The sequence below is a fragment of the Haloarcula laminariae genome, assembly GCF_025457605.1.
In the GTDB taxonomy this organism is placed as follows: Archaea; Halobacteriota; Halobacteria; order Halobacteriales; family Haloarculaceae; genus Haloarcula; species Haloarcula laminariae.
In genome coordinates this window covers 1,247,706-1,273,336 of the sequence record NZ_JAMZFY010000001.1, presented here as the reverse complement: position 1 = coordinate 1,273,336, position 25,631 = coordinate 1,247,706, and the positions used below count along the sequence as shown (strand labels likewise).

29 protein-coding genes are annotated in these 25,631 nt (G+C 68.7%); 10 read left to right on the top strand and 19 right to left on the bottom strand.

Translation table 11 applies throughout. The features are described from left to right. Positions 1-73: 73 nt before the first annotated feature. Genes NJQ98_RS06635 through NJQ98_RS06615 form a run of 5 tightly spaced genes read right to left on the bottom strand, consistent with a single transcriptional unit; the run spans position 74 to position 4,102 of the window. On the bottom strand, positions 74-520 hold the full coding sequence (locus tag NJQ98_RS06635; protein WP_262177211.1) for a PTS fructose transporter subunit IIB: 447 nt from the start codon (positions 518-520) through the stop codon (positions 74-76). Continuing rightward, positions 517-2,199, bottom strand: coding sequence for a phosphoenolpyruvate--protein phosphotransferase (gene ptsP, locus NJQ98_RS06630; RefSeq protein ID WP_262177208.1), 1,683 nt, complete (start codon positions 2,197-2,199; stop codon positions 517-519). The genes NJQ98_RS06635 and ptsP overlap by 4 nt, the downstream gene beginning before the upstream one ends. 2 nt (positions 2,200-2,201) lie before the next feature. Further along, on the bottom strand, positions 2,202-2,480 hold the full coding sequence (locus tag NJQ98_RS06625) for an HPr family phosphocarrier protein (RefSeq protein WP_262177205.1): 279 nt from the start codon (positions 2,478-2,480) through the stop codon (positions 2,202-2,204). Beyond that, on the bottom strand, positions 2,477-2,950 hold the full coding sequence (locus NJQ98_RS06620) for a PTS sugar transporter subunit IIA (RefSeq protein WP_262177203.1): 474 nt from the start codon (positions 2,948-2,950) through the stop codon (positions 2,477-2,479). The genes NJQ98_RS06625 and NJQ98_RS06620 overlap by 4 nt, the downstream gene beginning before the upstream one ends. Positions 2,951-2,956: 6 nt before the next feature. Next, complete coding sequence (locus NJQ98_RS06615; RefSeq protein ID WP_262177201.1) at positions 2,957-4,102, bottom strand: PTS fructose transporter subunit IIC; 1,146 nt, start codon at positions 4,100-4,102, stop codon at positions 2,957-2,959. A gap of 243 nt (positions 4,103-4,345) precedes the next feature. Between NJQ98_RS06615 and NJQ98_RS06610 the strand changes: the two genes are divergently transcribed. Beyond that, positions 4,346-6,328, top strand: coding sequence for an archaea-specific SMC-related protein (locus NJQ98_RS06610; protein ID WP_262177199.1), 1,983 nt, complete (start codon positions 4,346-4,348; stop codon positions 6,326-6,328). Here the strand turns inward: NJQ98_RS06610 and rdfA are convergent. From rdfA to phnG, 11 genes are all read right to left on the bottom strand, one after another. After that, complete coding sequence (gene rdfA, locus NJQ98_RS06605) at positions 6,310-6,906, bottom strand: rod-determining factor RdfA (RefSeq protein ID WP_262177198.1); 597 nt, start codon at positions 6,904-6,906, stop codon at positions 6,310-6,312. The two genes, NJQ98_RS06610 and rdfA, sit on opposite strands and share 19 nt — an antisense overlap. A gap of 72 nt (positions 6,907-6,978) precedes the next feature. Continuing rightward, positions 6,979-7,374, bottom strand: coding sequence for a hypothetical protein (locus NJQ98_RS06600; RefSeq protein WP_262177196.1), 396 nt, complete (start codon positions 7,372-7,374; stop codon positions 6,979-6,981). Positions 7,375-7,501: 127 nt separating this feature from the next. Continuing rightward, the gene (locus tag NJQ98_RS06595; RefSeq protein WP_262177194.1) at positions 7,502-8,167 is read right to left on the bottom strand and encodes an HAD family hydrolase; all 666 of its coding nucleotides are present in this window, start codon (positions 8,165-8,167) and stop codon (positions 7,502-7,504) included. Further along, positions 8,160-8,969, bottom strand: a complete 810-nt coding sequence (locus NJQ98_RS06590) for a sugar phosphate isomerase/epimerase family protein (protein ID WP_262177191.1) — start codon at positions 8,967-8,969, stop codon at positions 8,160-8,162. Before NJQ98_RS06590 ends, NJQ98_RS06595 begins: the two co-directional genes overlap by 8 nt. Next, positions 8,966-10,183: an alpha-D-ribose 1-methylphosphonate 5-triphosphate diphosphatase gene (locus NJQ98_RS06585; protein WP_262177189.1), complete on the bottom strand. Its 1,218-nt coding sequence runs from the start codon at positions 10,181-10,183 to the stop codon at positions 8,966-8,968. The genes NJQ98_RS06590 and NJQ98_RS06585 overlap by 4 nt, the downstream gene beginning before the upstream one ends. Further along, entirely contained in the window at positions 10,180-10,983 is an 804-nt protein-coding gene (locus NJQ98_RS06580; protein WP_262177186.1) for a phosphonate C-P lyase system protein PhnL, read from the bottom strand. Before NJQ98_RS06580 ends, NJQ98_RS06585 begins: the two co-directional genes overlap by 4 nt. Then, complete coding sequence (locus tag NJQ98_RS06575) at positions 10,980-11,810, bottom strand: ATP-binding cassette domain-containing protein (RefSeq protein ID WP_262177183.1); 831 nt, start codon at positions 11,808-11,810, stop codon at positions 10,980-10,982. Before NJQ98_RS06575 ends, NJQ98_RS06580 begins: the two co-directional genes overlap by 4 nt. Then, positions 11,807-12,904: an alpha-D-ribose 1-methylphosphonate 5-phosphate C-P-lyase PhnJ gene (locus tag NJQ98_RS06570; RefSeq protein ID WP_262177181.1), complete on the bottom strand. Its 1,098-nt coding sequence runs from the start codon at positions 12,902-12,904 to the stop codon at positions 11,807-11,809. Before NJQ98_RS06570 ends, NJQ98_RS06575 begins: the two co-directional genes overlap by 4 nt. After that, positions 12,897-14,051: a carbon-phosphorus lyase complex subunit PhnI gene (locus tag NJQ98_RS06565; protein WP_262177178.1), complete on the bottom strand. Its 1,155-nt coding sequence runs from the start codon at positions 14,049-14,051 to the stop codon at positions 12,897-12,899. The genes NJQ98_RS06570 and NJQ98_RS06565 overlap by 8 nt, the downstream gene beginning before the upstream one ends. Continuing rightward, the gene (gene phnH, locus NJQ98_RS06560; RefSeq protein WP_262177177.1) at positions 14,051-14,608 is read right to left on the bottom strand and encodes a phosphonate C-P lyase system protein PhnH; all 558 of its coding nucleotides are present in this window, start codon (positions 14,606-14,608) and stop codon (positions 14,051-14,053) included. The genes NJQ98_RS06565 and phnH overlap by 1 nt, the downstream gene beginning before the upstream one ends. After that, on the bottom strand, positions 14,605-15,048 hold the full coding sequence (gene phnG / locus NJQ98_RS06555; RefSeq protein WP_262177176.1) for a phosphonate C-P lyase system protein PhnG: 444 nt from the start codon (positions 15,046-15,048) through the stop codon (positions 14,605-14,607). Before phnG ends, phnH begins: the two co-directional genes overlap by 4 nt. Positions 15,049-15,275: 227 nt before the next feature. Between phnG and NJQ98_RS06550 the strand changes: the two genes are divergently transcribed. Genes NJQ98_RS06550 through NJQ98_RS06535 form a run of 4 tightly spaced genes read left to right on the top strand, consistent with a single transcriptional unit; the run spans position 15,276 to position 18,777 of the window. Then, entirely contained in the window at positions 15,276-16,280 is a 1,005-nt protein-coding gene (locus NJQ98_RS06550) for a PhnD/SsuA/transferrin family substrate-binding protein (RefSeq protein ID WP_262177174.1), read from the top strand. A gap of 23 nt (positions 16,281-16,303) precedes the next feature. Further along, positions 16,304-17,095 (top strand): phosphonate ABC transporter ATP-binding protein, encoded by a 792-nt coding sequence (locus NJQ98_RS06545; RefSeq protein ID WP_348533553.1) that lies wholly within the window; start codon positions 16,304-16,306, stop codon positions 17,093-17,095. Continuing rightward, entirely contained in the window at positions 17,092-18,117 is a 1,026-nt protein-coding gene (phnE, locus tag NJQ98_RS06540; RefSeq protein WP_262177172.1) for a phosphonate ABC transporter, permease protein PhnE, read from the top strand. The genes NJQ98_RS06545 and phnE overlap by 4 nt, the downstream gene beginning before the upstream one ends. Next, the gene (locus NJQ98_RS06535) at positions 18,118-18,777 is read left to right on the top strand and encodes a DapH/DapD/GlmU-related protein (RefSeq protein ID WP_262177171.1); all 660 of its coding nucleotides are present in this window, start codon (positions 18,118-18,120) and stop codon (positions 18,775-18,777) included. A 131-nt stretch (positions 18,778-18,908) separates the two neighbouring features. Here the strand turns inward: NJQ98_RS06535 and NJQ98_RS06530 are convergent, their stop codons facing one another. Beyond that, positions 18,909-19,802, bottom strand: a complete 894-nt coding sequence (locus NJQ98_RS06530; protein WP_262177170.1) for a MarR family transcriptional regulator — start codon at positions 19,800-19,802, stop codon at positions 18,909-18,911. A gap of 212 nt (positions 19,803-20,014) precedes the next feature. Between NJQ98_RS06530 and NJQ98_RS06525 the strand changes: the two genes are divergently transcribed. Then, complete coding sequence (locus NJQ98_RS06525) at positions 20,015-21,028, top strand: phosphate uptake regulator PhoU (protein ID WP_262177168.1); 1,014 nt, start codon at positions 20,015-20,017, stop codon at positions 21,026-21,028. A 101-nt stretch (positions 21,029-21,129) separates the two neighbouring features. Here the strand turns inward: NJQ98_RS06525 and NJQ98_RS06520 are convergent, their stop codons facing one another. Beyond that, positions 21,130-21,942 carry a DUF7839 domain-containing protein gene (locus NJQ98_RS06520; RefSeq protein WP_262177166.1) on the bottom strand — a complete coding sequence of 271 codons (813 nt, stop codon included), beginning with the start codon at positions 21,940-21,942 and terminating at the stop codon, positions 21,130-21,132. A gap of 148 nt (positions 21,943-22,090) precedes the next feature. Between NJQ98_RS06520 and cbiT the strand changes: the two genes are divergently transcribed. From cbiT to cbiG, 4 genes are read left to right on the top strand one after another with little or no spacing between them, the layout of a single operon-like run. After that, the gene (gene cbiT, locus NJQ98_RS06515; protein WP_262177163.1) at positions 22,091-22,687 is read left to right on the top strand and encodes a precorrin-6Y C5,15-methyltransferase (decarboxylating) subunit CbiT; all 597 of its coding nucleotides are present in this window, start codon (positions 22,091-22,093) and stop codon (positions 22,685-22,687) included. Then, entirely contained in the window at positions 22,684-23,469 is a 786-nt protein-coding gene (locus tag NJQ98_RS06510; RefSeq protein WP_262177161.1) for a cobalt-factor II C(20)-methyltransferase, read from the top strand. The genes cbiT and NJQ98_RS06510 overlap by 4 nt, the downstream gene beginning before the upstream one ends. Then, positions 23,466-24,350 carry a cobalt-precorrin-4/precorrin-4 C(11)-methyltransferase gene (locus NJQ98_RS06505; protein ID WP_262177160.1) on the top strand — a complete coding sequence of 295 codons (885 nt, stop codon included), beginning with the start codon at positions 23,466-23,468 and terminating at the stop codon, positions 24,348-24,350. Before NJQ98_RS06510 ends, NJQ98_RS06505 begins: the two co-directional genes overlap by 4 nt. After that, entirely contained in the window at positions 24,350-25,321 is a 972-nt protein-coding gene (gene cbiG / locus NJQ98_RS06500; protein ID WP_262177158.1) for a cobalt-precorrin 5A hydrolase, read from the top strand. The genes NJQ98_RS06505 and cbiG overlap by 1 nt, the downstream gene beginning before the upstream one ends. Here the strand turns inward: cbiG and NJQ98_RS06495 are convergent. Next, positions 25,308-25,496 carry a hypothetical protein gene (locus NJQ98_RS06495; RefSeq protein ID WP_262177157.1) on the bottom strand — a complete coding sequence of 63 codons (189 nt, stop codon included), beginning with the start codon at positions 25,494-25,496 and terminating at the stop codon, positions 25,308-25,310. The genes cbiG and NJQ98_RS06495 overlap by 14 nt on opposite strands. Positions 25,497-25,631: the final 135 nt, after the last annotated feature.

Below are 25,631 nucleotides of genomic sequence, written 5' to 3'. Positions count from 1 at the left end.
TTGGGTTGTCTGCGTGGTTTGCGGTCGGTGTCTCGGACAACGGCTCGGCGGCCGGGCCAACGGGTCGGCGGGTTCAGCTCAGCAGTCGCTTCAGCCGGGCGACGAGGCCCTTCGAGCGGTCGCCGCCGCGGCGCACGTCCGGCGAGCCGCTGTCGTGGTCGTCGTCCGTGTCGTCGGTCGCGTCGGCTTCGACGGTCACTTCCGTGTCGGCGTCGGCCCCGGCGGCCTCCTCGGCCTGGTCCATGAGCCCCTCGACGTCGTTGACGGCGGCCTTGATGGTGCCCTTGACGAGCGGCAGGTCCTCGAACCGGTCCCGGCTTACCGACGTGTCGGCGGCGATGATGGCGGCGTCGGCCTCGGCGATGTCCTCGGCCGTGAGCTCGTTTTCGGCGCCCATCGCGCCCTGGATCTCGACTTTGATGTCGTGACCGCGTCTCTCTGCTTCCTGTTCTAGATTTTCGGCGCCCATCTGACTGTGTGCGATACCGGTCGGACAGGCGGTGACGGCGACGAATTTCATTGGTCTATTGTCTCGTGAACCTCACTGCGCGTTGCGACACGGAGCGCGCTCTCGGCGCGCTCGCGTGCGGCACTGTACTCGGTCTCGCTGACGGCGGCTTTCACGTCGGGGATGGTGACGGCGCTCATGCTGAGTTCGTCCAGCCCGAGGCCGACGAGCAGCTCGGTCACGTCGGGGTTGCCGGCCATCTCCCCGCACATCCCGACCCAGGCGTCCTGGGCGTGGGCCCGCTCGACGGTGTCGGCTATCGCGCGCACCACGCCGGGGTGGGTCGGGTCGTGGAGGTGGCCGACGCGCTCGTTCTCGCGGTCGGCGGCCATCACGTACTGCGTGAGGTCGTTCGTCCCGATGGAGAGGAAGTCGACCCGCTTTGCGAACTCGTCGGCCATGAAGACGGCGCTTGGCGTCTCGACCATCACGCCCAGCGAGGGCCGCTCGTAGTCGACGCCGCGGTCGTCGAGTTCGCTGGCGGCGTCGTTGACCGCCTCGATGCTCGCCTCCAGCTCCTCGACGGTCGCGACCAGGGGGAACATCACGTTCAGCTCCCCGGCGCCGTCGGCGGCCGCGCGAAGCAGCGCCCGCAGCTGCGTGCGGAACAGCTCCGAGTCGGGGTCGAGCGAGCGCCGGATGCCCCGCTCGCCCAGGAACGGGTTCTCCTCCTCGGGGAGGTCCAGGTAGGGTATCTGCTTGTCCCCGCCGATGTCCAGCGTCCGGACGACGACGCGGCCGTCCGGGAAGGTGTCGAGCGCGTCCCTGACGGCCTCGTACTGCTCGTCCTCCTCGGGCGGGGACTGCCGGTCGAGGAAGAGGAACTCGGTCCGGTAGAGCCCGACGCCGTCCGCGCCGCGGGCGGCGGCCGGCTCCAGTTCCTCGGGCCGGCCGACGTTGGCGGCCACCTCTATCTCGCGGCCGTCGCCGGTCTCGACCATCGCTTCGACCACGTCCGCGCCCTCGTCGGCGCGTGCGGCCGCGCGCTCGTCGTCGTCGGGCTCGACGAGCACCTCGCCGGCGTCGCCGTCGACGATGACTTCGGTGTCGTTCGCGATGTCGTTCAGCGCCTCGCCCACGCCGACGACGGCCGGCAGCGCCAGCGACCGGGCGAAGATGGCCGCGTGGGAGGTCCGGCCGCCGGTGACCGTGGCGAAGCCGGCCACCGTCTCGGGGTCTAACTGGGCGGTGTCGCTGGGCGTGAGCCGCTCGGCCAGCACGACGCTGCCCTCGGGCAGGTCGGCCAGGTTCACCCGCTCGCCGCCGGTCAGCAGGCGCAGCAGGCGGTCGCGCACGTCCCGGAGGTCGTCGGCGCGCTCGGCCATGCGCCCCTCCATCCCCTCGAACTGCTCGATGTGCTCGCCGAAGGCGTCGTCGACGGCCAGCGCCGCGGGTTGCCCGTCCTCGATGCTGGTCTCGACCGCGTCGGCGATGGTCGGGTCCTCCAGGAACTGGATGTGGGCCTCGAAGATAGCGGCCTCCTCCTCGCCCACCCGCTCGGCCGTCGCGTCCCGCTCGTGTTCCAGCTCGGCGCGTGCGGTTTCGACAGCGTCCTCGAAGCGGTCGCGTTCGGCGTCGACGCCCTCCGATTCGTCGGCGTCGGGGAGTGTGATTTCGGGGTCGTACCAGACGACGGTCCCCAGTCCCGAGCGGGGCGTCGCGCCGGTGCCGGTGAGTGTGCGAGATGCCATGGTTACGCCTCTAGTTCGTCCTCGGGGGTTGTCAGTATTCGCTCTAGCTCGTCGAGGACCGCGCCGGCGTCGGGGCCGTCGGCGACGAGTCGGAGTTCGTCGCCGTGACCGACGCCGAGGCTGGTGACGGCAATCATCGACTGGGCCGGGACGAGGTCCCCGTCGGGGGGACCGGCCTCGACCTCGGCCTCGTGGTCGTTGACCGCCTCGACGAACAGCGCCGCCGGGCGGGCGTGCAGGCCCGCTTCCGGGACGATTTCGACGGTGCGCTCCTGGCTCATGCGATGGCCTCCCGGAGCGTGTCCTGGACCTCGCTCTCGTCTTCGGCCTCGTGTAAGCGCTCGCGCACGTCGTCGTGCATCAGCGCCCGCGAGAGCGAGCTGAGGATGGTGAGGTGGTCCTCGCCGCCCTCCTTGGGGACGAGTATCATGAAGATGAGCGTCGCGGGCTCGCCGTCCATCGAACCGAAGTCGATGCCCTCGTCAGAGCGGGCGAAGGCGAGCGACGGGCGATTGACGGCCTCGGTCTTGGCGTGGGGGATACCGATGCCCATGCCGACGCCGGTGCTCGTCTCCTCTTCGCGGGCCAGCAGCGCGTCCAGGGCCGCCTGTCGGTCGTCGACGCGGCCCGACTCGACCACTAAGTCGAGCAGGAACTCGATGGTCGCCTCCTTCTCGGCCGGCGGCTCGGACAGCGAGATGTGGCTCGCCGGAATCAGCTCGTCGATGTCGTCGGGTATCTGGTCTGTCATTGTGAGTTAGTCGTCGCTCGGCGAGGCGCCCGTCGACGCGGACTCGGTGCCGGCGTCGACGCGGTCCTCGAAGTCGGGTTTCAGTACGAGTGCGACGGCCGCCGTGACGAACGACCCCAGCACGATGCAGGCGAGGAACATGAACGGCTTGTTCGACAGCGGGATGACGAAGATGCCGCCGTGGGGCGCGGGCATCGTGACGTTCATCGCCATCGAGGCGGCGCCGCCGACGGCGCTGCCGGCCACGACCGCGGGGATGACACGCAGCGGGTCGGCCGCCGCGTACGGAATCGCGCCCTCAGTGATGAACGAGAAACCCAGCACGACGCCGCTCTTCGCGTTCTCGTACATCTCGGCCGCGTACTTGTGCGGGGAGATGAAGTTCGACAGCGCCAGGCCGATAGGCGGGACCATCCCGCCGATCATCACGGCCGCCATCGGCGCGTAGATGCCCTCGGTGATGAGCCCCGTCGAGAAGACGTAGGCCACCTTGTTGACCGGACCGCCCATGTCGAAGGCCATCATCCCGCCCAGAATCGTTCCGACGAGAATCGCCTGCCCGCCCTGCATTCCCTCCAGGAAGCCGGTGAGGCCCGCGTTAGCGAGCGCGACCGGGACGCCCAGCACGAACAGCATGATGGGCGTCAGCACGGCCATCGTGGCGACCGGAATGATGAGCACGGGCATCATGGGGGCGAGGAACTCCGGCACGTCGAGGCCCTTGAACCAGCGGGCCACGTACCCGGCCAGCAGCCCGGCGACGATGGCGCCGAGGTAGCCGGCGCCGGCCTCGCCGCCGGAGATGCCGATGACCTTCGCCGCCTCCGCGACGACGGCCCCGTCCTGGATGAGGTACGAGAGCAGGAAGCCGGGCGCGAGGCCCGGCCGGTCAGCGATGGCGTAGGCGATGTAGGCCCCCAGGATGGGGACCATGATTGTGAGGCCGGCGGTACCGACCTGGGCGAGGAACCAGCCGGCCGAGCCGGTGTTCGAGAACACTGCTTCGGTATCGCCCACCGCGTACGCGAGGGCGAGGAAGATACCACCGATGGTGACGAACGGAATCATGAACGACACGCCGGTCATCAGGTCCTCCTTGACGGAGGTCAGGTGCGACCGGAGCATGCGTTCGGTTTTGTTGCTCTCTGACATTGTTGCGACACCAATAGCTACATCCACTATCTACCATAAACGTTAGCGTTTATGCACGGAACAGATTGTTTTTGCTCGTTATGCGGACTAAGGTGATTGAAAGTGTGCGGAATGATGGGGGCGCTCACGAATAGCTAACAAACATATGCCTGTTATTCTGTTGTCCTGAGAACGGCGGAACACTGAAATGCCGGGCTCGCCCGCGCCCTAGCGCTTAACATCGGGACCGGCGGAGATAGAGCCATGCACCCGGCGATGACGGCCGACGGGGAGGCGACCGTGACCGTCGAGAACATCGGCGGCATCGAGTCTGCGACGGTGTGCCTGTCGCCGGGCGTGACCGTCCTCGCCGGTCGGAACGCGACCAACCGGACCTCGTTCCTGACGGCGATGATGGCCGCGCTCGGTAGCGACTGGACCACAGTCAAAGGCGACGCGAAGCGGGGGCGCGTCTCGCTGTCGCTCGGTGAGGAGACGTACACGCGTCGGATTACGCGGACGGAAGACGGGGTCGTCAGCTCCGGCGACGGGCTGCTCGCCGACCCGACGCTTGCCAACCTCTTTGCCTTTCTCCTGGCTGACAACGAGGCGCGCCGGGCCGTCGTCCGGGGCGACGAGCTCCGCGACATCATCATGCGGCCGGTGGACACGTCGGAGCTGCGCCGCGAGATTCAGGACGCGGAACAGCGCAAGGCCGAAATCGACGAGGAGCTGGACGCCATCGCCTCGCTCAAACAGCGGCTCCCGGAACTGGAACGGCGACGCACCGAAACGCAGTCGGAGATAACGGCGACGCGCGAGGAGCTGGCCGAGGTCGAGGACCGCCTCGACGGGCGCGACCTCACGGTCGAGCTGACACAGCCGAACTCGGACGACCTCGAGACCCGACTCGACGAGCTGCGGGCGACCCGCGAGGAGCTCCGGCGGGTCCGGGCCGACATCTCCGACGAACAGGAGAGCCTCTCGGCCCTGCGGGAGGAACGCGGGCGGCTCGCCGCCGAACTGGCCGGCCTCCCCGACGCGCCGGCAGACCGGCTCGCGGAGCTGGAATCGGACCTCTCGGCCCGCCGCGAGCGCAAGCGCGAACTCTCGACGTACGCCTCCCGCCTCCAGACCATCATCGGGCTCAACGAGGAGTTCGCCGACGGCGCACACGACCGCGTCGCCACCGCCCTGGGCGGGACGCCCGACAGCGTCGGCGATATCACCGACAAGCTCTATCGCGGGTCGAAGACGACCTGCTGGACCTGCGGCTCGACGGTCCGGCCCGAACGCTTCGAGTCGACCCTGGAGACCCTGCGCGAGCACCGGCAGGAGACGTTCGCGGAGATAGACGAACTGACGGCCAAAATCGAGACGCTGGCCGAGGAGCAGACCCGCCTCACCGAGATGGTGGACCGACGCGAGGAGCTCACCGACACAATCGACGACGTCGACGCCGAGATAGAGCGCCGCCAGGAGGCCCTCTCGGACCTGCGGGAGCAACGGGACAACCTCTCGGACAGCGTCCGGGCACTCGAAGGCGAGGTGGCGGCGCTGCGCTCGGTCGAGGTCGACGAACTGCTCGACCTCCACAGCGAAGCCAACGAACTGGAGTTTACGCTCGAATCGCTGGAATCGACGCTCGAAGACATCGAAGCGGAGATTGCCGAGGCCGAAGCGGAGATTCGCCGCGACGAGGCGCTTGTCAGCCGCCGCGAGTCCGTCGTCCAGGAGCTCATCGACCTGCGGACCCGCATCGACACCCTGGAGACGGAGGCGACGACGGCGTTCAACGACCGCATGGCCGACCTGCTCGACATACTGGACTACGAGAACGTCGAGCGCATCTGGCTCGAACGGCTCGACGGCCCGGGCGATTCGGTGGCTACCGTCGACGCCGACTCGGTCATCGAGGGCTCGGAGTTCGCGCTCCACGTGGTCCGCAGCTCCGTCGGCGGGACCGTCTACGAGGACACTGTGGCCCACCTCTCGGAGTCGGAGCGGGCGGTCACCGGGCTCGTCTTCGCGCTGGCCGGCTATCTCGTCCACGACGTCGCCGAGCAGGTCCCGTTCATGCTGCTCGACTCCCTGGAGGCCATCGACGCCGACCGCATCGCCGCCCTGGTCGAGTACTTCAGCGACGAGGTGCCCTACCTGGTCGTCGCACTGCTGCCCGAGGACGCCGCGGCGCTGCCCGACAGCTACGACCGGGTGCGAAACATCGGTCAGTCGCAGTCGCAGTGACCCCGGTCGAGCAACTCCCCGACGGTGTACTGGCCGCCACAGTCCTCACAGAGCACGTCCACGCTGACGAACACGCGGTAGTCGCCGACGGCGAGCCGGCCGTCGCCGGCGAGCCGGTCGACGGTGTCGCGGACGACCCGCTCGACGCGGCTCTGGAGCCGGTCGATGACCGACCGCTCGCGGTCGACACCGGCGCGGTCGTCGCGCTCGTAGCTCGCGCCGCGGACCTCGGTCAGGTAGTGGCGTATCGCCTGGTAGGTGACGAAGTCCTCGACTAGCCCGTCGACGTCGAGGCCCGACCCGTCGAGCCGGTTCTCGGCCTCGACCCGCCTGCCAGCGCTCACGTCCTCAGCGGTCAGCAGCCGGTAGTAGTTCCGGATTTCTCCGTCGACGACGTCCATGCCGGCGTCCCGAACCGCCGAGCGCAGGAGCGCCCGGTTGAACCGGTCGGCGAGGTCCCGCAGGCTCTGTCGCTCGCCCGACTCCCCCAGCCACGCGGCCTCCAGGTCGGCGCCGATGGGCGCGAGGTCGTAGGCGTCGATGAGCCGTGCGACTTTCGAGCGGGTGTCCGAACTCATTGCCCGGTCCAGGGCCGGGGATTCAAAAGGCGTTGCGTCGCGTGGCCGCCGGCCGGCCCGGCGTGGCCCGGCTCAGTCCTCGGTCCAGGTGGCGGTGAGTTCGTACCGTTCGGCCTCGCTCACGCTGGTGCTGAGCGCAAACTCGAACGCCGACGTGGCGCCGACGCCGATAGGGTCCCGGGGCTTAAGGCCCGACCGGTAGAGCTGTTCGCCGTCGTCGTCCAGAAACGTGCAGGCGAGCTCCGGGACCCGCCCCTCGGTCGTGATGCGGTCCGTCCCGTCGTTCTCGGCCGTCACGTCGACGACCAGCCGCGTCCCGGAGGGGGTCCCCTGGACAGCGTACTCGTGGGTCAGGGACAGCGGCGTCTCGTTGGCGACGACCTCGCCGGTGACTGCCGAGCCGCCACAGCCGGCCAGAGCCGACCCGCAGCCGGCCGCAAGCGTCCCGAGAAGTGTGCGACGATGCATACGCGGACCCCCACCCGGCCACACCTCAATGTATCGTCCGTAGAGTCCGGACTCGGTCGGAAACGGCACCGAGAGCTCAGTTCTCGGCGCCGGACCGACTCGCCGCCTGCATCCAGTGAGGCCGCCCTCAGCGGCCGTTCGGGATTCGGTCGAACAGCTCGTGCAGGTCGGCCGCCTCGAAGGTCGGCTCGGCGGACAGCTCGACGTGGTCGACGTGGCTCCGGCGGAGAAACGCCGAGTCGATACCGGCACGCCGGGCCGCGACGATGTCCTTCTCCGAATCGCCGACGTACAGCGCGTTGCCGGTCCCGACCGCGTCGAGGGCGCGCTCGATGAGATGGGGCTCGGGCTTCCGCTTCGCTGCGCCGGCCAGCGTGGGCGCGCGACCGCGGGCCGACACGAACAGGTCCCCGAGGTCGTGGTAGGCAAGCAGGAACTCGACGGTGGCGTGTTGGTTGTTGCTGACGAGCGCGAGCGGGACGTCGAGGTCGCCCAGCGCGACCACGTCGTCGTACACCGGCTTCCCGCCGTCGCGGACGTGGGACTGCTGGGCCAGGCTGGCGGTCAGCTCCCGGTGGTGCCAGAACGGCTCCGGCGCGACGCCGTGTTCCCTGACAGTCTCGGCCGGGACGGCGTCGTTGGCGACGGTCCGTTCGGCGAACGCCCGGCCGACGTCGAGGTCGAACGCCTCGAGGCTCTCGACGACGGCGTCAACGAGGACGGCCCGGTCGGTCGGTTCGACGATGACGCCGTCGTTGTCGAAGACGATGGCGTCGTAGTCGCTCTCAGACATCGCTCGTCAGCTCCGTGTCGGGGGTGAGCGGTTCGGCGCCGACCGAGCGGGCCACGTCGGGAACGGACTTCGTCTCGAAGACGAAGTAGTCGGCCGGCACGTGCTCGACGACCGACTCGTGGTCGACGAGGGGCTCGTGTTGGTCGGCGGTGCCGTCGTTGTCGTGGAGGTGACAGACGCGGATGCGGTCGCCGAAGCGGTCGACGAACGCGCCCCAGTCCACGCCGTTGACCTTCGCGTGGCCCACGTCCAGCGTCACCCCGAAGTACTCCGGCGTGACGTCGACTTCGGCGAGGACGGCCGCGAGTTCATCGGGCGTCTCCGTGTACCGCCGCTTCGAGGCGTTTCTGGGCTGGTTCTCCAGGCACATCGGGACGCCGACGAGCTGGGCGTACTCGGCACACTCCGCGAGCGAGCGGAGCGCGTTCTCGCGGGCCTGCTCGCGGACCCACTCCGGGTAGCGGCGGGGGACCGACCCCCCGTGGACGACGACGGCGCCCGCGCCGGCGGTGGCCGCGTCGTCGATGGTCGCTTTCACCTGTGCGGCCGAGGCCCGGCGCGAGGCGTCGTTGAAACTGCCAAGGTTCCAGTCCCGGAACGGCGCGTGGTAGGTGACCGAGACGCCGTAGTCGTCGGCCAGCTCGCCCATGCGCTCGGGCGACGGCGCTTCCGGGTGGCCCTGGAGGTACTCCCGCTTCAGCTCGACGTGGTCGAGCCCGAGGTCGGTGATGTACTCAAGGAACTCGGGGACGCTGGCGCCGAAACGGATGTCCATGGCCGCCCCCAGCCCGGCGTCGGTCATCGCTCGCCTCCTGCTGTCCCGTCGGCGCGATAGGCCGGCTTCCCACCGACGATAGCCCGGGTGACGGTCGGCGTCGGCTCGCTGTCGACGACGACGACGTCGGCGCGGCAACCGGCCGCGAGCCGGCCCCGGTCGCCGAACCCGACCGCGTCGGCGGCGTTCGCCGTGACCCGTGCGACCCGCTTGGGGAGCGGCTCGCCGGTGTCGACGAACGCCGCCGCCAGCAGCGACGGCGGGTGGTAGTCGGCGACCAGCACGTCCACGACGCCGGCGTCGATGGCGTCGCCGGAGGCGAGGTTCCCCCACTGGCTCTCCCCGCGGACGAGGTTCGGCGCGCCCATCGCCGTCGTCAGCCCGCGCTCGGCGGCGCGCCGGGCCGTCTCCAGCGTGATGGGGTACTCCGTGATGTCGACGCCCGTGTCGGCCAGGCGGTCGACCTCCTCGGGGGCCTCGTCGTCGTGGGAGGCGGTGACGACGCCGGCGTCGTGTGCGCGGTCGACGACGCGCTCGACGCGGTCGCGGACCGTGGACATCGGCACGTCACAGCGCTCGGCGATCATCTCCTCGGCCTCCTCGGCGGTGTGGTTGGCCGACTCCTCGTAGTACTCGCGGAACGCATCGATGTCCCGGAACTGCCCCTTGCCGGGGATGTGGGTCATCACCGAGACGAGGTCGGCGTCGCCGTTGGCGAGGACTTCGAGGACGGCGTCGACACACTCCTCCTGGGTGACCTCACAGCGGGCGTGGAGGCGGTGGTCGGCGAGCAGGCTGTCGGCGCCGGTGATGGCGTCGGTCAGCTCGCCGGCCAGCTCCGGCGAGCGGTTCTGTGACTCGTCGAGCTCGAAGGAGATGGCGTGGAACTTCGTCGTGATGCCGGCGGCGACGTTTGCCCGGTCGGACGAGGACAGCGCCATCGGCGTCGAAACCCGAGCGCCCGAGCGCGGGTAGAGGTGGTTCTCGATGTCGTCGCCGTGGAGGTCGATTAGCCCCGGCATGACGTACTGGCCGTCGGCGTCGATGACGGTCTCGGCGTCGCCGTCGACGTCGCCCACGGCGACGATGCGGTCGCCCTCGATGCGGACGCCGCCTTCGACGACGCTGTCGGGCGTTATCACGCGGCCGTTGAGCACCGCGAGCGAGCGCTCGGCGGCGGTGTCGGCCGGCGCGTTCCCCGTGCCGATGGTGTCGGTCCCATCGGCGACCGACTCCGTCATCCGACCACCGCCCCCTCGAAGTCGGCGACCGGAACGATTCGGTCGACCCGGCCGTCGTCGAGGACGACCACGCGGTCGGCGACGGCCTCGATGACCGCCGTGTTGTGGAAGACGCCGACGACGGTGGTGTCCGAGTCCAGATACGCCCGGAGGAGGTCGATGGCCGCCTGGCGGGTCTCCGGGTCGAGCGCGCTCGTGGGCTCGTCGAGCAACAGCAGGTCCGGTCGGGGCGCCAGCGCCTGTGCGAGGTTCACTCGCTGGCGCTCCCCGCCGGAGAAGGTCGCCGGATAGGCCTCCCACAGCTCCTCCGGCAGATTGAGCCGAGAGAGGAGGTCGCGGGCACGTTCGCGCGCGTCCGCGGTCGGGACGCCCTGTTCGCGAAGCGGCCGGGCGACCACGTCGACGGCCGGCACGCGCGGTATCTCGTCGAGGAACTGCGAGGTGTAGCCGATTGCGTCACCCCGCAGCCCGATGATCGTGCGGTCGTCGCAGGCGGCGAGGTCGACAGAATCGACCGAGTCGGTGGCGTTGGCGTCGGCGACATCGGCCGGGCCTTCGGCGGTTTCCGCGTCTTCAGACCCGGCGTTTCGGTGGTAGACGATGCGGCCCCCGGTCGGGTCGTAGGTCCGGTAGAGACACTTCAGCAGCGAGGACTTGCCGCTGCCGGATTCCCCGACGACCGCGAGGAACTCCCCCTCGCGGACGTCGAACGAGACGTCGTCCAGCCCGACGACCCGCGTGTCGCCGAGCACGTGCATGTCGAAGGTCTTCGATAACCCGTCGACGGTGAGTACTGTCATATGACTGAATTGATTAGCGTCTGCGTGTATTCGTGGTGCGGGTCCTCCATGACCCGGTCAGTGAGCCCCGACTCGACGATGCGGCCGTGGCGCATCACCAGCGTCCGGTCGGCCAGCAGGCGGACGACGCCGAGGTCGTGGGAGACGACGACGGCGGCGACGCCCTCTTCGCGCTGGACCCGCCGGAACATGTCCAGCACCCGGGCCTGGACGCTGACGTCGAGCCCCGTGGTGGGTTCGTCGAGGACGACGAGTTCGGGGTCGTTGGCCAGCGCACGGGCAATCTGGACGCGCCGCTGCATCCCGCCGGAGTAGGTGCTGGTGGGGTCGTCCATGCGGCCGACCGGAATCTCGGTCGCCTCGAACAGCTCCTCGACCCGGTCCCGGACGTCCTCGAAGGAGCGCCAGCCGGCCGACAGCAGCTTCTCCGCGACGTTGCCGCCCCCGGAGAACTCGGGGTTGAGCCCGTCCCGGATGTGCTGGTGGACCAGGGCGATGTCGCCCGTCCGAAGCTCGTGGCGGCGCTCGTAGTCCACGTCGAGCAGGTTGCCGTCGTGGCCCGCGTAGTCGACGCGGCCGGCGGTACTGGCGTCCTCGTCCCGCTCTAAGGCCAGCAGTTCGGCCAGGCTGGACTTCCCGGAGCCGGACTCACCGACGATGCCGAGCACCTCGCCCCGTCGCACCGAGAGGTCGGCCTCGGCGCAGGCGACGACGCTGCCACAGTGTGGACACTGGTTCGTCCCGGCGCCGTCGCCGGTCGATTCGACGCACTCCGAACAGCCCTCGCCGTAGACCGTCCGCAGGCCCTCGGCTTCGAGCAGCGTCACCGGTCGTCACCTCCCGGGTCGGCGGCTCCCCCGTCAGGCACAGGCTCGTTCGATTCGTTCCCTCCGTCCTCCTCCCCGACTTCGCTGTCCGGCGTCCCGGGCCCCCAGTCGACCCCCTCGCGGTCGAGGTGGTGGTCCTTCGGCAGGTCGGGGTTCTCGCGGCGTTTCGCACAGAAGCTCGAGTCGTTGCAGGCGTAGCGGGTCTCGAACGAGTCGTCCTCGCTCCCCTCTTCCGAGACCTCCACGAGATACGTGTCCGTCGACCCGCAGGCGTGACAGGACTGCCCGTCGAAGCGCTCGACGGTGAACTCGCGGTCCTCGAACGCCAGCGGCTCGACCTCGGTGTGGGGCGGCACCGCGTAGATGCGCGCCTCGCGGCCGGCCGCGAACACGAAGAGGTTGTCCGCGTCGTCGAGTTTCGGCACGTCCCACCGCGGGATGGGCGACGGGTCCATCAGGTAGCGGCCGGCGACCATCGTCGGGTAGCGAGAGCTGATCTGTATCTCGCCCCACTCGACGACGTTCTCGTAGAGGTGGACCCACATCTTCCCGTAGTTCCGGTGGGCGTGCCGGCGCCGGTTGGCGGCGTCCGAGGGGTCGACCTTCCGGAGCGCGTCGGTGATAGGCACCTGCAGGACGAGCACCTGCTCGTCGGTCAGGACCTCCTCGGGGATGCGGTGGCGGGTCTGTATCAGGTCGGCCTCGGTCGCGTCGGTCGTCGTCTCGACGTCGGCGGTGTTCTCGGCCAGCCGGCGGATGTTGGCCGCGTTGACGCTCTCGTCGGCGCCCTGGTCGATGACCTTGAACGCATCGTCGGGGCCCAGCAGCGAGAGCGAGGCCTGTATCCCGCCGGTCCCCCAGCCCCGCGCCAGCGGCATCGGCCGGGAAGCGTAGGGCACCTGGTGGCCCGGCAGCGCGACGGCTTTCAGCGTCGCCCGCCGGACCTCCCGTTTGGTGTGTTCGTCCAGGTAGGCGTAGTTGTACCCCGAGAGCCCCTCGCCGTCCAGCGAGTCCAGGACCGCCGACACCGAATCGGTCGCGACCGCGGTCCCGCCGTCCGGCTGTCGGTCGTCGGCCGCCCGGTCGTCAGTCATCGTCGCTCACCTCCGCGGCCGGCGGCTCCCCGTCCCCGGCCGGCCGGTCCGGCGCGTCCGTCGACGCGTCGGCGTCGGGGCCAGTGTCCAGCCCTTCGCGCTCCCGGATGGCGCGGATGCGGTCGAGCGTGGACTGGAAGGTGACGTAGTGGGGGAGCTTCAGGTGTTCTATGAAGCCAAACGAGTCCATCCCGTCGACGACGTCCAGCACGAACTCGGCGTCTTCGGCGGCCTCCGCCGCCCCCTCCAGCTGGATAGAGGCGTCGAGGATGGTCATGCCGATGGCCTTGCGCTCGTTGCGACCGAAGGTCAGCCCGTAGCCGAAGGCGAACTGCGGGTCGTCGCGCTTGGCGTAGACGGGGACGATTGCCTCGGACTCGCTGACCTCGGTGTGACAGACGGTCACCTCGTCGCCGGTGAACGGATGCTCGATGCGCACCGGGAGCCGGCCGACGCGGACCTCGCCCAGCGTCGGGTGGACCTGGCCGTACCCCCGCAGCGCCGAGTAGCCCAGCGCGGTGACCGCGCCGGTCTCGCCGCGGGCGAGTTCCTGCAGGACGGCGTCGCGGTCGGGCGGGTGGCTCACCGGCTCGCGGGTGGTGTCGGTCGGTTCGTCGACATCGGGCGCGTCGGGTTCGGCGACCAGCCCCTCGTCGCGCAACAGCTCCATCACGTTCGTCAGCCGCTCGGGGTCGCCCGCGTCCTCGGTGTCCCACCCCGCAGTCGGGTCCTCGGGCTCGCCCTCGATGAGGTCGAAGTCCAGCAGCCGCTGGGTGTAGTCCTTCGTCGGGCCGAGAATCTGGCCCCCGGGCACGTCCTTGTAGGCCGGGGAGACCCGGCGGCTCGCGACCATCTCCGACGGTTCGACAGGGACGGTCTCGTCGAACCGCTCCAGCGTCGAGCGGTAGGCCCGCAGCAGGAACGCCGCCTCGACGGTGTCGCCCTGTGCCTGCTTGACCGCGAGGGCGGCGAGCCGCGGGGCGTACAGCCCGCCTTCGCTCATCGCCTGCGCGGTGAGCCGGCCGAGCTGGCCCGCGACCTGGTCGAGGCCGATATCTTCCCCCTCGCCTTCGACGCGCTGTTTCTCGAACAGCTCCTCGGCCCGCTCGATTATCTCCTCGCCGGCGGTGACGGCGACGTACCCCATCAGGCCACCTCCAGGGACTCGACCGTCGCCGACCGGGGCACCGCCGCCACGGCGTCGTCGGTCGCGAAGACGGCGTCGACCCCGCGCGGGAACGACGACCCGGCCTCGGCGACGGCTTCGAGCTCGACCGCCGGCAGGTCGACCGACAGCGACGCCGTCCCGTCGACGCCGGGACCCGACAGCGTGACAGTCGCCAGGCCGTCGGTCGCGCCGTCCGCGAGCGCGTCGACGCGGTAGACGACCGTCGCGCCGTCGCTGGGCTCGACCAGCGACCCCCGCTTGCACTCCGCCAGGTCGACGAAGGCGGGGTCGGTGGCGTGGACGATGTCCGCGGTGGCGGGCTCGCTCGCTTCGAGACGCCCCTCCGTCGCGAGCGCCTCGCGCAGGCGCTCGTCGTCGGTGGCGAACGCGACCTCGTGGTCGACGAGCGCCGCGGCGACGGCGTGGTCCGCCCGTTCGGGCGCGGACTCGACGGTGCCCGGGCGGCTCATCGCCGACAGGAGCGCTTGGAACGCCGTCCGCGTCCCGTGGACTGGGTCGATTCCGAGCGCCCTCACGTCTCGTCCTCCATCGTCTGGAAGTCGACGGTGGTGTGTTTGCTCTCCGCCCAGGCCTGTGCCCGCTCGGCCTCGCGCTCGGCCGCCGCCCGCTCCAGGGCCGTCGTCATCGACTCGCTCAGCCGGTGGCCCCCGGCGACGGCGGCGTCGACGATAGCACCGGAGAGGGCGGCCCGCTCGGCCTTTCCCGGGACCATCGCGAACCCCCGATGGCCGTCGAGCTCCACCGCGGCCGGCGTGACGACGACCTCCCCGAGGTTGAACGGCCGATGCTCGACCGGCTCGGTCACCTGCTGCATCAGCAGCTGCGGGTGGGGGTCTTGCTGGACGGACAGCGGCGGGTCGTCTTCGAGTACCTCGTTGGCGAACCGGGCGAGCGTCTCGCCGTCGCAGCCCGCGATGAGCTCGAACCGGTCCGAACGGTCGTGTGGGTCAACCATACAGTCAGTGGGACCCAACCACAACACTCGGATAAGGGTTCACTGGGGACTCTCTATTGCTCCCCAGCGGCGGATGTTCAATCCGGCTCCCGGCACAGCGGGTACGGACTAGTCCGTACCTAACTCGACAGTAGCTGGCTGTGTACTGTTCCCGCGCCGCGACACGGGTTAGGGACCGGACTCTACGCAGATAACCGTTATTCCAACCCTTTGTTACGTTTCAGGTGATGACAGACAGCCAGTCTGAGACTACGGGAACGGGGACAGGAACGAGCCGACGCGGCTTCATCGCCAAATCCGCCGTCGCAGCCGGGGCGGTCACCGGACTCGCGGGCTGTTCCGGTGTTCTCGGCGGGGGCGGCGACAATCAGAACACCGTGACGATGCTGCTGACACCGGGCACGCCGGCGGACGCCCGCCGACGGTACAAGCCCGTCCAGAACCTCCTCAACGACGAGATAGACGGTGCGACCTTCGAGATGGAGGTTCCGACGGACTACTCGGCGATTCTCCCGGCGCTCAAGAGCGAACAGGCCGAAATCGGGATGGACGACGTGACGGTCCTCTCGGAGCCGGACCTCATGGACATCTTCGGGACGACCGTGACCGGCGGCTCGGCGTTCTACTTCTCGATGATGGTCGTCCCGCCGGAATCGAACATCAGTGGGCCGGCGGACGTCGAGGGGAAGACGTGGGCCTTCGCCGACCGCCTCTCGACCAGCGGCTCTATCTTCGCGCTGTACACGCTTCAAGAGGCCGGCCTCGACATCGGTGGCGCGCCAAAGGAAGACCCCGTCGACTTCGACGGGAGTTGGACCGACCACGACCAGGCGCTCCAACGAGTCGGTGAGGGGCAGGCCGACGGCGCGACTACCTGGGGCGGTAACGGTATTCCCCACCTGCCGGAGGGGCACGAGGTTCCCGACCGCGTCGACGAGAAGAGTTCGTTCCTCGATACGATGGGCACGGAGACGCCTGAGTTCAAGGCCGTCTGGTGGTCGTTCCCGATCCCGAAACAGCCGATGTACGCCCGCAAGAGCTGGGAATCCGACATCAAAGCGGAGGTCGGCGAGGTACTCCGGAGCTCCGACCAAGACACAATCGAACAGCACTACCCCACGGACTACAACGAGGACGAACTGCCCTTTACGACGCTGCAGGAGACGTCGATCGACGACTACCAGCCGATCATCGAGCGGATGAACGCCGTGGGTATCGACCCCGGCGCGTAATCACTCAGCTTCAATATTTCACAATGAGTTCCCTCAAAGTCCAGAACCTGTCGAAACAGTACGGTGACGTGACCGCACTCGACGGTGTCTCCTTCGAGATAGAGGACGAGTTCGTCGTCCTGCTCGGGGAGTCCGGCGCGGGCAAGTCGACGCTGTTGCGCTGTGTGAACGGGCTGACTGAACCGACGGGCGGGTCGATTACCCTCGATGGCGAGCCAGTCTCCGGCTCGCAGACGGACATCGGGATGATTTTCCAGCAGCACAACCTCGTCGAGGGCGTCTCGGCGTACCTCAACGCGCTCACGGGATCGCTGGACCGCGTCTCGCTGGCCAAGAGCATGCTCCAGTGGCAGTCCCGGGAGGACAAGGTCCGGGCGCTGGAAGCGCTGGAAACGGTCGGCCTGCTCGACGAGAGCCACCAGAAAGTCTCGCGAATGTCCGGCGGCCAGCAACAGCGCGTCGGCATCGCGCGGGCGCTCGTTCAGGACCCGAGGCTGTTGCTCGCCGACGAACCGGTCGCGAGTCTGGACCCGTCCAGCGCCGAGTCGGTGATGGGCTACCTCCGCAAGGCCGCCACCGAACACGACGTGACCGCGCTCGTGAGCCTCCACCAGGTGAACGTCGCCGCGCACTTCGGCGACCGGTTCATCGGCCTCCGCGAGGGGGAGAAACTGTTCGACGTCGAGCGCGGCGAACTCACGCCCGAGCTTATCGACGACCTCTACGGGAGCGTCGAGACGGTCAGCCTCGCAGAACAGGAAGGGGCCGTCGAGTCGATACCCGACGACACGCCGAGCGGGGAGATCGAAGTATGAGCATGCCCCCGTCGGAGGATAACTCGATTGCGGCGTACTTCGGCTACGGCGACGCCGGCGACTCGCCGGCCGAACGGAAGCTCCAGGACATGAAACGCCGCAAGACCAAGCGGCGGCTCTGGACGCTCATCGGTCTGATCGGCACCTACGCGGCGTTCTACGCCAGTCTCGTCCTCATCGAATTCAGTCTCGCCGAGCTGGTCGGCCAACTGGACCAGTTCTACGAGGCACTGCTCGAATACTTCCCGCCGACGACGTACTTCGGCATCCCGTTCGTCGACATCGGCGCGTACGCCGACTTCATCGTCGCGGAGAACCTCATTCTCACGGTAGAGGGCGGACAGATCGTCTGGGGCGCGATGTTCGTCACGATGGCCGTCGCCTTCGCCGGGACAGTGCTCGGGCTTCCGCTTGCGCTGTTCTTCGGTGTCATGTCCAGCGAGCGGGTCGTTCCCTATCCGTTCAACTTCTTCTTCCGCGGGACGATGAGCCTCATCCGCGCCATCCCGGGGATCGTGTGGTTCCTCATCCTGATTCCGCTGGCCGGTGTCACGCCCTTTACCGGCGCGCTTGCGATCATGGTCGACACCACGGGGTATCTCGGCCGGCTGTTCACCGACGAACTCGAAGAGATAGAGGACGGGCCGATAGAGGGAATTCGCTCGACCGGCGCGAGTTCCTCACAGATCGTCTCGTTCGGGATGTTGAGCCAGGTGTTCCGGCAGTTCATCGCCTGGATCGCGTTCGACCTCGAACACAACGTCCGGGCGGCGATCGGGCTGGGCATCATCGGTGCCGGCGGTCTCGGCCTGGAACTGTACGTCCAGCGCCAGACGTTCCACTACACGGAGATGATGGCCTGCATCATCCTCATCTTCCTGCTGGCGGGGTCGGTCGAACTGGTCAGCCAGCGGGTCCGGTCCGCGCTCCGCGAGGGCGACGACGTGGAGAAATCGGGGGTCATCGAAGCGTTCGTCAACGCTCCCGGGAAAATCCTCGAATCCACCGCGGGGCGCCGGTAGATGGTGTACATCGACTCGTACGGGCCGGACCAGTCGCGGACGCTCGGACCGGAACCGACGCTGCACGACCCGGTCAGCGTCACCGAGAGCGAGCTCGGGGCCTGGACGGAGGTCCGGGCGGGGGCTCGGCTCAACGAGTCGGCCATCGGTGACTACACGTACCTGATGGAGCGGGTCCAGCTCGACTACACGACGGTCGGGCGGTTCGCCAGCGTGGCGACGGACGTCCGTCTGGGGCCGACGAACCACCCAATCGACCGGCCGACGGCCCACCACCTCACCTACCGCGCGCAGCGGTACGAACTGGGCGACGACGACGAGTCCGTCTTCGAGTGGCGCGCCGACCAGCCAGTCGAGGTCGGCCACGACGTCTGGCTCGGACACGGCGCTATCGTCCTCCCGGGCGTCACTATCGGCAAGGGCGCGGTCGTGGGAGCGGGTGCGGTCGTCACCGAGGACATCCCCGCCTACACCGTGGTCGCCGGCGTCCCGGCCGCGCCGGTTCGACGCCGGTTCAGCCCCGAGGTCGCCGAGCGAATCGAGGCGACCGAGTGGTGGACCTGGGACCACGACACCCTCGCAGAGCGGCTCCCGGCGTTTCGCGACCTGGAGACCTTTCTGGACGAGTACGCGCCGGCGCCGGTCGAAAAGCACGACTGAAGCCGAGGCTGTCACAGTACGTGAGCGTTCACGGTAGTGATTCTCACCGCTGACCCTCAGAACGTGGGACTGATTTCCGCGACCGTATTGACCGACGATACGGCTTTTCTTCGGCTACGTGACCGACGCCGTCACCAGGTCAACGCGTGGTCCGGGCCGACCCCCGTCTGTAACTGGACCGCCAGCTCGGCGGCGTCGGCCCAGTAGTAGATGGCCCGTTCGAGCGCCCGTGTCACCGTGACGAGATAGCCAAAGAGGTCCATGTCGTAGGCGGTCACCAGCTCGAACAGCTCGTCTAAGTCGCGGTGGACGGTCGCCTCCTCGGAGCGCAGCTCCGGATAGGCCGACGTGTCGGCGTCGAACAGGACGGCGCTGAAGAGGTCGTTGATGCGGTCCCCGGCCGCGAATATCTCCTCCAGCCGGTCCGTGATGACCCCCGCCCCGGGGGCGGGCCGCTCGGCGACCACGTCCGCGATGAAGCAGGCGCGGTCGCCGACGATTTCCAGGTTGGTCGCTATCGTCGCCAGGTCCGCGGCCACGCGGTTCCCCGGCCAGTCCGTGGTCAGCGTGTACGACTTCAGCTCCGAGATGACCGCCGAGTACCGCTCGTTGGCAAGCGATTCGAGCGTGTCGGCCGACTGCTCCGGCTCGCCGCCCTCGAAGGCCGTGCGCGCGGCCTCGTACTGGGACGTGGTGACGGCTTCCAGCCGCTCCAGTAACGCCAGGACCGCGGGCCCGCGGTCGGCCGCCTCTTCCCCGATCTCCTCGCCATGTAGCCGGGAGATACCCGGCGTCTCCGTGTACACCGCCGCGTCGTTGACGACGTACCCTTTCCGGACGATGTCCTCGGACTTGAGTTCCTGTAGCAGCTCCGAGAGGTACTGTTTGGAGATACCCACTGTCTCGGCCAGTTCCCCTTTCGTCTCCGGGGCCGTCCGGTCGATGGCCTCGACGACTTGCGCTCGCGTCGCGTCGCGGCCCTGCTGTGTCGACGCCAGCGGCCGCTGCCACGGTTGTCGGGACATACTCGCAACTCGATGTTGTCGTGTATAGCGGTGTCCCACAGATTGTCCGGACGCCTATTGAGCCGTTCCGTCCCTATTGAGACACACGGACGACGTGGCGCTGTCACGGGGTCTGGCCGTTGAGTGTAATTTGACAATAGCTATATACTGGTCTGTAGCAGGACGTTCCCCTCATATAAACAATAAGTACTGTACTACTACGTGCATGACACATGGAAACACGGAAAGTCCAGCTTTCCGGGGGGACGACGTTCACAGTTTCGCTGCCGAAGCAGTGGGCACAGGAACACGGTATCGAGGCGGGGTCCGTACTCTCGCTGCACGCGAACGGCGACGGGAGCCTGCTGGTCGAGGCCAGCGCGAACCCGGCGGGGACCGAACACGAGACGACCGTCGACGTGGCGACGGACTCGGACACGGCGTTGCGACAGCGCATCAGGGCCCTGCACGCCGTGGGGTTCGACACGGTGACGCTCCTGGACCCGACGGGACACTCCGACCACCGCCGGGCGGTCGTCGAGGAGGCGGTCGCCGAGCTGTCGGGGTTCGAGCTGCTCTCTGCCTCCGACTCGCGGATTCAACTGACCAACCTCATCGACGCCGAGAACGTCGACGTCCGCAAGTCGGCGCTCCGGCTCCGGCTACTGATGCTCGCGATGCATCGCGACGCCGTGGACGCGGTCCTCGAAGACGACGCCGACCTCGCCGACCGGGTCGTCAGGCGCGACAGCGAGGCGGACAAGCTGTTCGCGATGGTGACCCGTCACTTCCGGCGCGCGCTGACGAACCTCCACGAGGTGGAGAAGCTGGCTTACAGCCGCGCCGAACTGTTCGAGTACTACTACGCCAGCCGGCAGTTCGAGCGGGTCGCCGACCACGCGGTCAAGATAGCACAGTTCGTTTCCGACCCTGACGCAGCCGTCCCCGGCGCGTTCGCCGACCGGCTCGACGACATCGGCGCCGACGCCAGGAAGGTGGTCGACACGGCCGCAGACGTCATCCTGAGCGACGCCGGTATCGAGGCCGCCCACTCGGCGCTCGACCGGTACGACGCTCTCGACGAGGAGATATCGGCCCTCGACCGGGAGCTGTACGCCCACGAGGACCCCGCCGAGGCCTACGTCGTCGGCCTCCTGCTCGACAGCCTTCGGCGAACCGGCGAGTACGGCGTCAACATCGCGTCCATCGCCGTCCAGCAGACGGTGAGAGAGGGGTTAGACCCCTGACGCTCGTCCGGCCAGCGGTGCGTGCGGGGTCCCTGTAGGTCCGGCTCGTCCTCGGCTGGACCAACTGTTTTGGTCAGAATGCTTCGCGTAACGCCGCGTGATTACTCGGCGGCGTCGAGCACTTCGTAGCCGATGTTGGCCCCGGCCAGGGCGTCGGTGTGGGTCGAGAGCCGGTCGGCGCTCGACAGCAGGAGCACGTCCTGGCCCTTCGTGGCGGCCTCCTCGACGGCGGCGACGCTCCCGTAGCGGATGTCGACCGGCACGTCGGCGGCCCGGGCGGCGGCCAGCGCCTCGACGCCGGCGACGGCGACGAGGTCGTGGTCGCTCGCCAACTGCGCGATGCGGTCGGCGTCGACGGCCGCGCTCCCGTCGTTTTGCACCCGGGGAATCGACACCGCGGTCACGTCGCCGAGGTCGTACTCGACGACGCCCTCGACGTTGGTGATGCCCAGGTCCCCACCGGCGTCGGCGTCGGTCACCGCGACCGCGGTCGCGTTCCCGGCGTCGCCCGCGATGGCCCGCAACACGCCGTCGCGCATCGTCACCGACACCGTCTCCCCCTCCTCGATGTCGCTCGTGGCCAGCACCGTCTCGATGTCGACCTGCCCGATGATGTCCTCGGAGACGTGGCTCACGAAGCTCCGCAGCGCGTCGGTCTGGGAGATGAGCCAGTCGACGCCCTCCTTCGTCACCTCGTAGCGACCGCGGCCGTGTTTGGTGACGTGGCCCTCGTCGGCGAGCCCGCGGAGGTAGTCGCTGACGGCCTGGGAGGTGATACCGATGGCGTCCGCTATCTCCTGCTGGCTGACCGCCGGCTGGCGCTCCGCGACCTCGACCAGTATCTGGTACCGTGTCGCGGTCCGCTTGCTCCGGAGGACGCCGAACTCCTCGCTCCCGTCCGAACGCTGTCCCATACGGCTCTCTCGGGTCTACGAGCTAAAGTAGCTTTTCGTTATCGAAGGCTGGCTTGGCCGAAATCGGGGAGAAATCGCCGATAAGACAACGAGGGTTGGTGTAGTACAAGCACAATTGATTTATGCCCCACGTGAGTTTATACTGCGCATGGCACACGTCTCGTTGCCCCACGACGCGAAAGCCGGGCCGACGAAGCCGGAGGTCCGGGCGGTCCTCGCGAGCAAGCTCGCGCTCGGCCCGTCGGACCACTTCGTCGAGGTCGGCTCCTGTACCGGCGCCGTCACCGTCGAGGCGGCCCGACGCGCGGGCGAGGTCACCGCGCTCGAACGGAAACCGGAGCGGCTCGAAGTGACGGAGAAGAACCTGGCCGCGAACGACACCGAGGCCGACGTTACCCTGCGGGAGGCCGAGGCGCCCGAGGGGCTCCCGGCCGACGCCGACGCGCTCTTCCTGGGCGGCAGCCGCAACTACGAGGCCGTCCTCGACCACGCCGCCGAGACCGGTATCGACCGCGTCGTGATGAACGTCTCCCGGCTGGAGGTCGCCGGCGCGGCGACCCAGGCCTTCCGTGACCGGGACCTGCTGGAGGAGGTCCTCCAGTTCCAGGTGAGCCACGGTTACGAGCTGGCCGGGGCGACGAGCTTCGATTCGGAGAACCCCGTCTACATGCTCGTCGGCAGTGCGAGCGAGGCGGTCGCGGCCGACGGCGGGAGGCCGGCCGAGTCACAGGGGGGCGACCGATGACTCTCTACGGCGTCGGCCTCGGGCCCGGCCAGGCGGACCTAGTGACGGTTCGGGGCAAGCGCGCCCTCGAAAACGCCGACGTGGTCTACTCGCCGGGTCGGCTCTCGCGGACTGTCGCGACCAAACACGTCCCCGAGGAGCGCATCGGCGACCTCGACTTCCCGATGACGCGCGACGAGGAGAAACTGCGCTCGGCCTGGAAAGAGGCCGCGGCCGAAATCGCCCCGCGGGCCCGCGAGGGCGACGCCGCGTTCGTCACGCTGGGGGACCCGAACGTCTACTCGACCTTCGGTCACCTCCGGCGGACGCTGGCCGCGTTCCACCCCGAGGTCGACCTGGAGGTCGTCCCCGGCGTGAGCGCGGTGACGGCATTCGCGACGGCGCTGGGCGTCGAGGTCACCGCGGGGTCGAGCCTGGCGCTGCGGGAGGCCGACGGCGGCGTCGCGCCGACGGGGCCCGACCGGATGATTCTGTTCAAGGTGACCGACGCGCCCGCGACCCACGCGGGGCTGGTCGAGGCGGGCTACGACGTGACCTACGGCCGACGGCTGTTCATGGAGCAGGGCGAGACCGTAGTGACCGACGACCCCGCCGAGATAGGCGAGCGGGACTACTACACGCTGGCCTACGCCGAGAAGCCAGACGCCCGGGTCGAGCAGGCCACCGACGCCTTCCTCGAAGGGGTCGATAGCGCGGGGGTCATCTCCGACGGCGGGGCGGCGAGCATCGCCCGACAGGAGCGCTCCGAGGCCGCCCTCTGTGGCGACGAGGTGCGAGAATGACCGACGAGCGCACCCAGGAGACCGACCCGCAGGACGCTATCGACGCCGTCGCGACCGACCGCGACGACCGCGTCTACGACCACAGCGCGGGCGACGAGCAGGAGGGCATCCCCTTCGTGGGTGCCGGCCCGGGCGACCCCCGGCTCCTGACGGTCGCGGGCCGCGACCTGCTGGCCGACGCCGACCTCGTGGTCCACGCCGGCTCGCTGGTCAACAGCGAACTGCTGGAGGAGTACTGCGCCGACGCCGAGACCGTCTCCTCCATCGGGAAGGACCTGGAGGAGCTGATTCCACTGATGCGGGACGCCTACGAGGCCGGCGACACCGTCGTCCGGCTCCACAGCGGCGACCCAGCTATCTACGGCGCCGCGCTGGAACAGATGGACGCTCTGGAACACGAGGGCGTCCCGACCTACATCGTTCCCGGCGTCACCAGCGCCTTCGCCGCCAGCGCGACGATGCGGACCCAGCTGACGCTGAACGAGGTCGCCAACCACGTCGCCTTCACCCGCCCGCAGGGCAAGACGCTGACCGAGGAGGAGGACCACATCTCCGACTTCGTCGGGATGGGCGACGTGACGACGTGTATCTACCTCGGGACCCACGCCGTCAGCGAGACGATGGAGCGCCTCGTCGCGGACGGCCACGACCCCGAGACGCCCGTCGCGGCGGTGTACCACGCCTCCTGGCCCGACGAGGAGGTCATCGAGGGGACCATCGAGACCATCGGTGCGAAAGTCGAGGACGCGGGGTATCGGGCCTCGGCGATGGTCATCATCGGCGATGCGGTGGGCGGGGAGGACTACGAGCGCTCGTTCCTGTATGGCGAGTGGGCCAGTGGTGGTAGCGGGGACGACACATCGCAGGAGGCAGACGATTAATGAGCACTGACAGCGACTCCGACTCCGGTTCGAACAGTTGCAAAGCGCCCGACTCCGACGGGGAGGTCGCGGAGGATATAGCTATCGTCGCCTTCGAGCGCAAGATGGACACCGCCGAGGACATCGTCGACGGTATCGGCGACCGCTACGAGTCCATCGACATCGTCGAGTACCACGGCGACGTGTTCGAGGAACACTGGGGCGAGTACGACTGCTTCGTCGGCCTGATGGCAAGCGGCATCGCGATGCGCAAGACGGCCCACCTGCTCGACGACAAGTGGGACGACCCGGCCATCTGCGTCGTCGACGAGGAGCTCACCTGGGCCATCCCCATCACCGGCGGCCACCACGGCGCGAACCAGGTCGCCGACGACCTCGCGAGCATGGGCGCGGTGCCGGCGATGACGACCGCGAGCGAGGCCGCGGGCAAGCAGGGCGTCGAGAAGCAGGCCAAAGCCCTCGACGCCCACGTCGTCAACGGCGACTCGACGGTCGCGACGAACCTCGCCGTGCTCGACGACGAACTCGGGCCGGTCGAGCGCCTCGACGGGCCGAAGGCGGTCCTGGTCGACGACGACGTGAGCGTCCTCAAGCGAAACGGCGACGACGGCGTCGTCCTGGGCTGTGGCTCCGTCGCCGGCGCCGACGTCGAGCAGTTCCACGCCGCGTGGGACGCCGCGCTGGACGAGGCGGGCCTCGACCGCTCGGACGTGGAGTTCGTGGCGACGGGCACCCGCAAGGCCGACGAGGACGGCATGCTCGCCGCCGCCGAGGCCTGGGACCTGGGCGTCGTCGCCTTCGAGAAGGGGACTCTGGAGGAGTTCGAGGGGCCGACCCCCTCCCGCTCGAAGGAGCTCATCGGCTGGCCCGGCATCGCCGAGGCCAGCGCCATCGCCGGCGGCCGCGAGCACGACCTGCTGGCCGAGAAGACCCGCTACGACGAAGCGGTGACGGTCGCTATCGGTCGGTGACCGGTTCGTCCTCGATGTAGACGACCCGCTCCCTGGGTATCAGCCGTTCGACCTCGCGGCCACCGTCGGTGAGCCGGAGCGACCACATCTCCGTCTCCCCGTCGTAGCTGTACTGGGCCGGCTGGTAGGTCGTGATTCCGCCGGTGCGCTGTGGGTCCTCGACGACGATTTCCATACCCACCCCACCCGTCACGGCCGGAAACCAGTTTCCTCTGTCACCACAGAAGGCTAGCTTGCAGTAAAACAAGCAAAATTGTTTTATGCGAAAGCTACGTTGCATTCGCTATGTCCCACAGTACGACTGTCGGAG

Coding starts and splice junctions, on each gene's coding strand:
- NJQ98_RS06635 (WP_262177211.1), bottom strand. CDS start 520: ATGAAATTCGTCGCCGTCACCGCCTGTCCGACCGGTATCGCACACAGT.
- ptsP (WP_262177208.1), bottom strand. CDS start 2,199: ATGGCATCTCGCACACTCACCGGCACCGGCGCGACGCCCCGCTCGGGA.
- NJQ98_RS06625 (WP_262177205.1), bottom strand. CDS start 2,480: ATGAGCCAGGAGCGCACCGTCGAAATCGTCCCGGAAGCGGGCCTGCAC.
- NJQ98_RS06620 (WP_262177203.1), bottom strand. CDS start 2,950: ATGACAGACCAGATACCCGACGACATCGACGAGCTGATTCCGGCGAGC.
- NJQ98_RS06615 (WP_262177201.1), bottom strand. CDS start 4,102: ATGTCAGAGAGCAACAAAACCGAACGCATGCTCCGGTCGCACCTGACC.
- NJQ98_RS06610 (WP_262177199.1), top strand. CDS start 4,346: ATGCACCCGGCGATGACGGCCGACGGGGAGGCGACCGTGACCGTCGAG.
- rdfA (WP_262177198.1), bottom strand. CDS start 6,906: ATGAGTTCGGACACCCGCTCGAAAGTCGCACGGCTCATCGACGCCTAC.
- NJQ98_RS06600 (WP_262177196.1), bottom strand. CDS start 7,374: ATGCATCGTCGCACACTTCTCGGGACGCTTGCGGCCGGCTGCGGGTCG.
- NJQ98_RS06595 (WP_262177194.1), bottom strand. CDS start 8,167: ATGTCTGAGAGCGACTACGACGCCATCGTCTTCGACAACGACGGCGTC.
- NJQ98_RS06590 (WP_262177191.1), bottom strand. CDS start 8,969: ATGACCGACGCCGGGCTGGGGGCGGCCATGGACATCCGTTTCGGCGCC.
- NJQ98_RS06585 (WP_262177189.1), bottom strand. CDS start 10,183: ATGACGGAGTCGGTCGCCGATGGGACCGACACCATCGGCACGGGGAAC.
- NJQ98_RS06580 (WP_262177186.1), bottom strand. CDS start 10,983: ATGACAGTACTCACCGTCGACGGGTTATCGAAGACCTTCGACATGCAC.
- NJQ98_RS06570 (WP_262177181.1), bottom strand. CDS start 12,904: ATGACTGACGACCGGGCGGCCGACGACCGACAGCCGGACGGCGGGACC.
- NJQ98_RS06565 (WP_262177178.1), bottom strand. CDS start 14,051: ATGGGGTACGTCGCCGTCACCGCCGGCGAGGAGATAATCGAGCGGGCC.
- phnG (WP_262177176.1), bottom strand. CDS start 15,048: ATGGTTGACCCACACGACCGTTCGGACCGGTTCGAGCTCATCGCGGGC.
- NJQ98_RS06550 (WP_262177174.1), top strand. CDS start 15,276: ATGACAGACAGCCAGTCTGAGACTACGGGAACGGGGACAGGAACGAGC.
- NJQ98_RS06545 (WP_348533553.1), top strand. CDS start 16,304: ATGAGTTCCCTCAAAGTCCAGAACCTGTCGAAACAGTACGGTGACGTG.
- phnE (WP_262177172.1), top strand. CDS start 17,092: ATGAGCATGCCCCCGTCGGAGGATAACTCGATTGCGGCGTACTTCGGC.
- NJQ98_RS06535 (WP_262177171.1), top strand. CDS start 18,118: ATGGTGTACATCGACTCGTACGGGCCGGACCAGTCGCGGACGCTCGGA.
- NJQ98_RS06530 (WP_262177170.1), bottom strand. CDS start 19,802: ATGTCCCGACAACCGTGGCAGCGGCCGCTGGCGTCGACACAGCAGGGC.
- NJQ98_RS06525 (WP_262177168.1), top strand. CDS start 20,015: ATGGAAACACGGAAAGTCCAGCTTTCCGGGGGGACGACGTTCACAGTT.
- NJQ98_RS06520 (WP_262177166.1), bottom strand. CDS start 21,942: ATGGGACAGCGTTCGGACGGGAGCGAGGAGTTCGGCGTCCTCCGGAGC.
- cbiT (WP_262177163.1), top strand. CDS start 22,091: ATGGCACACGTCTCGTTGCCCCACGACGCGAAAGCCGGGCCGACGAAG.
- NJQ98_RS06510 (WP_262177161.1), top strand. CDS start 22,684: ATGACTCTCTACGGCGTCGGCCTCGGGCCCGGCCAGGCGGACCTAGTG.
- NJQ98_RS06505 (WP_262177160.1), top strand. CDS start 23,466: ATGACCGACGAGCGCACCCAGGAGACCGACCCGCAGGACGCTATCGAC.
- cbiG (WP_262177158.1), top strand. CDS start 24,350: ATGAGCACTGACAGCGACTCCGACTCCGGTTCGAACAGTTGCAAAGCG.
- NJQ98_RS06495 (WP_262177157.1), bottom strand. CDS start 25,496: ATGGAAATCGTCGTCGAGGACCCACAGCGCACCGGCGGAATCACGACC.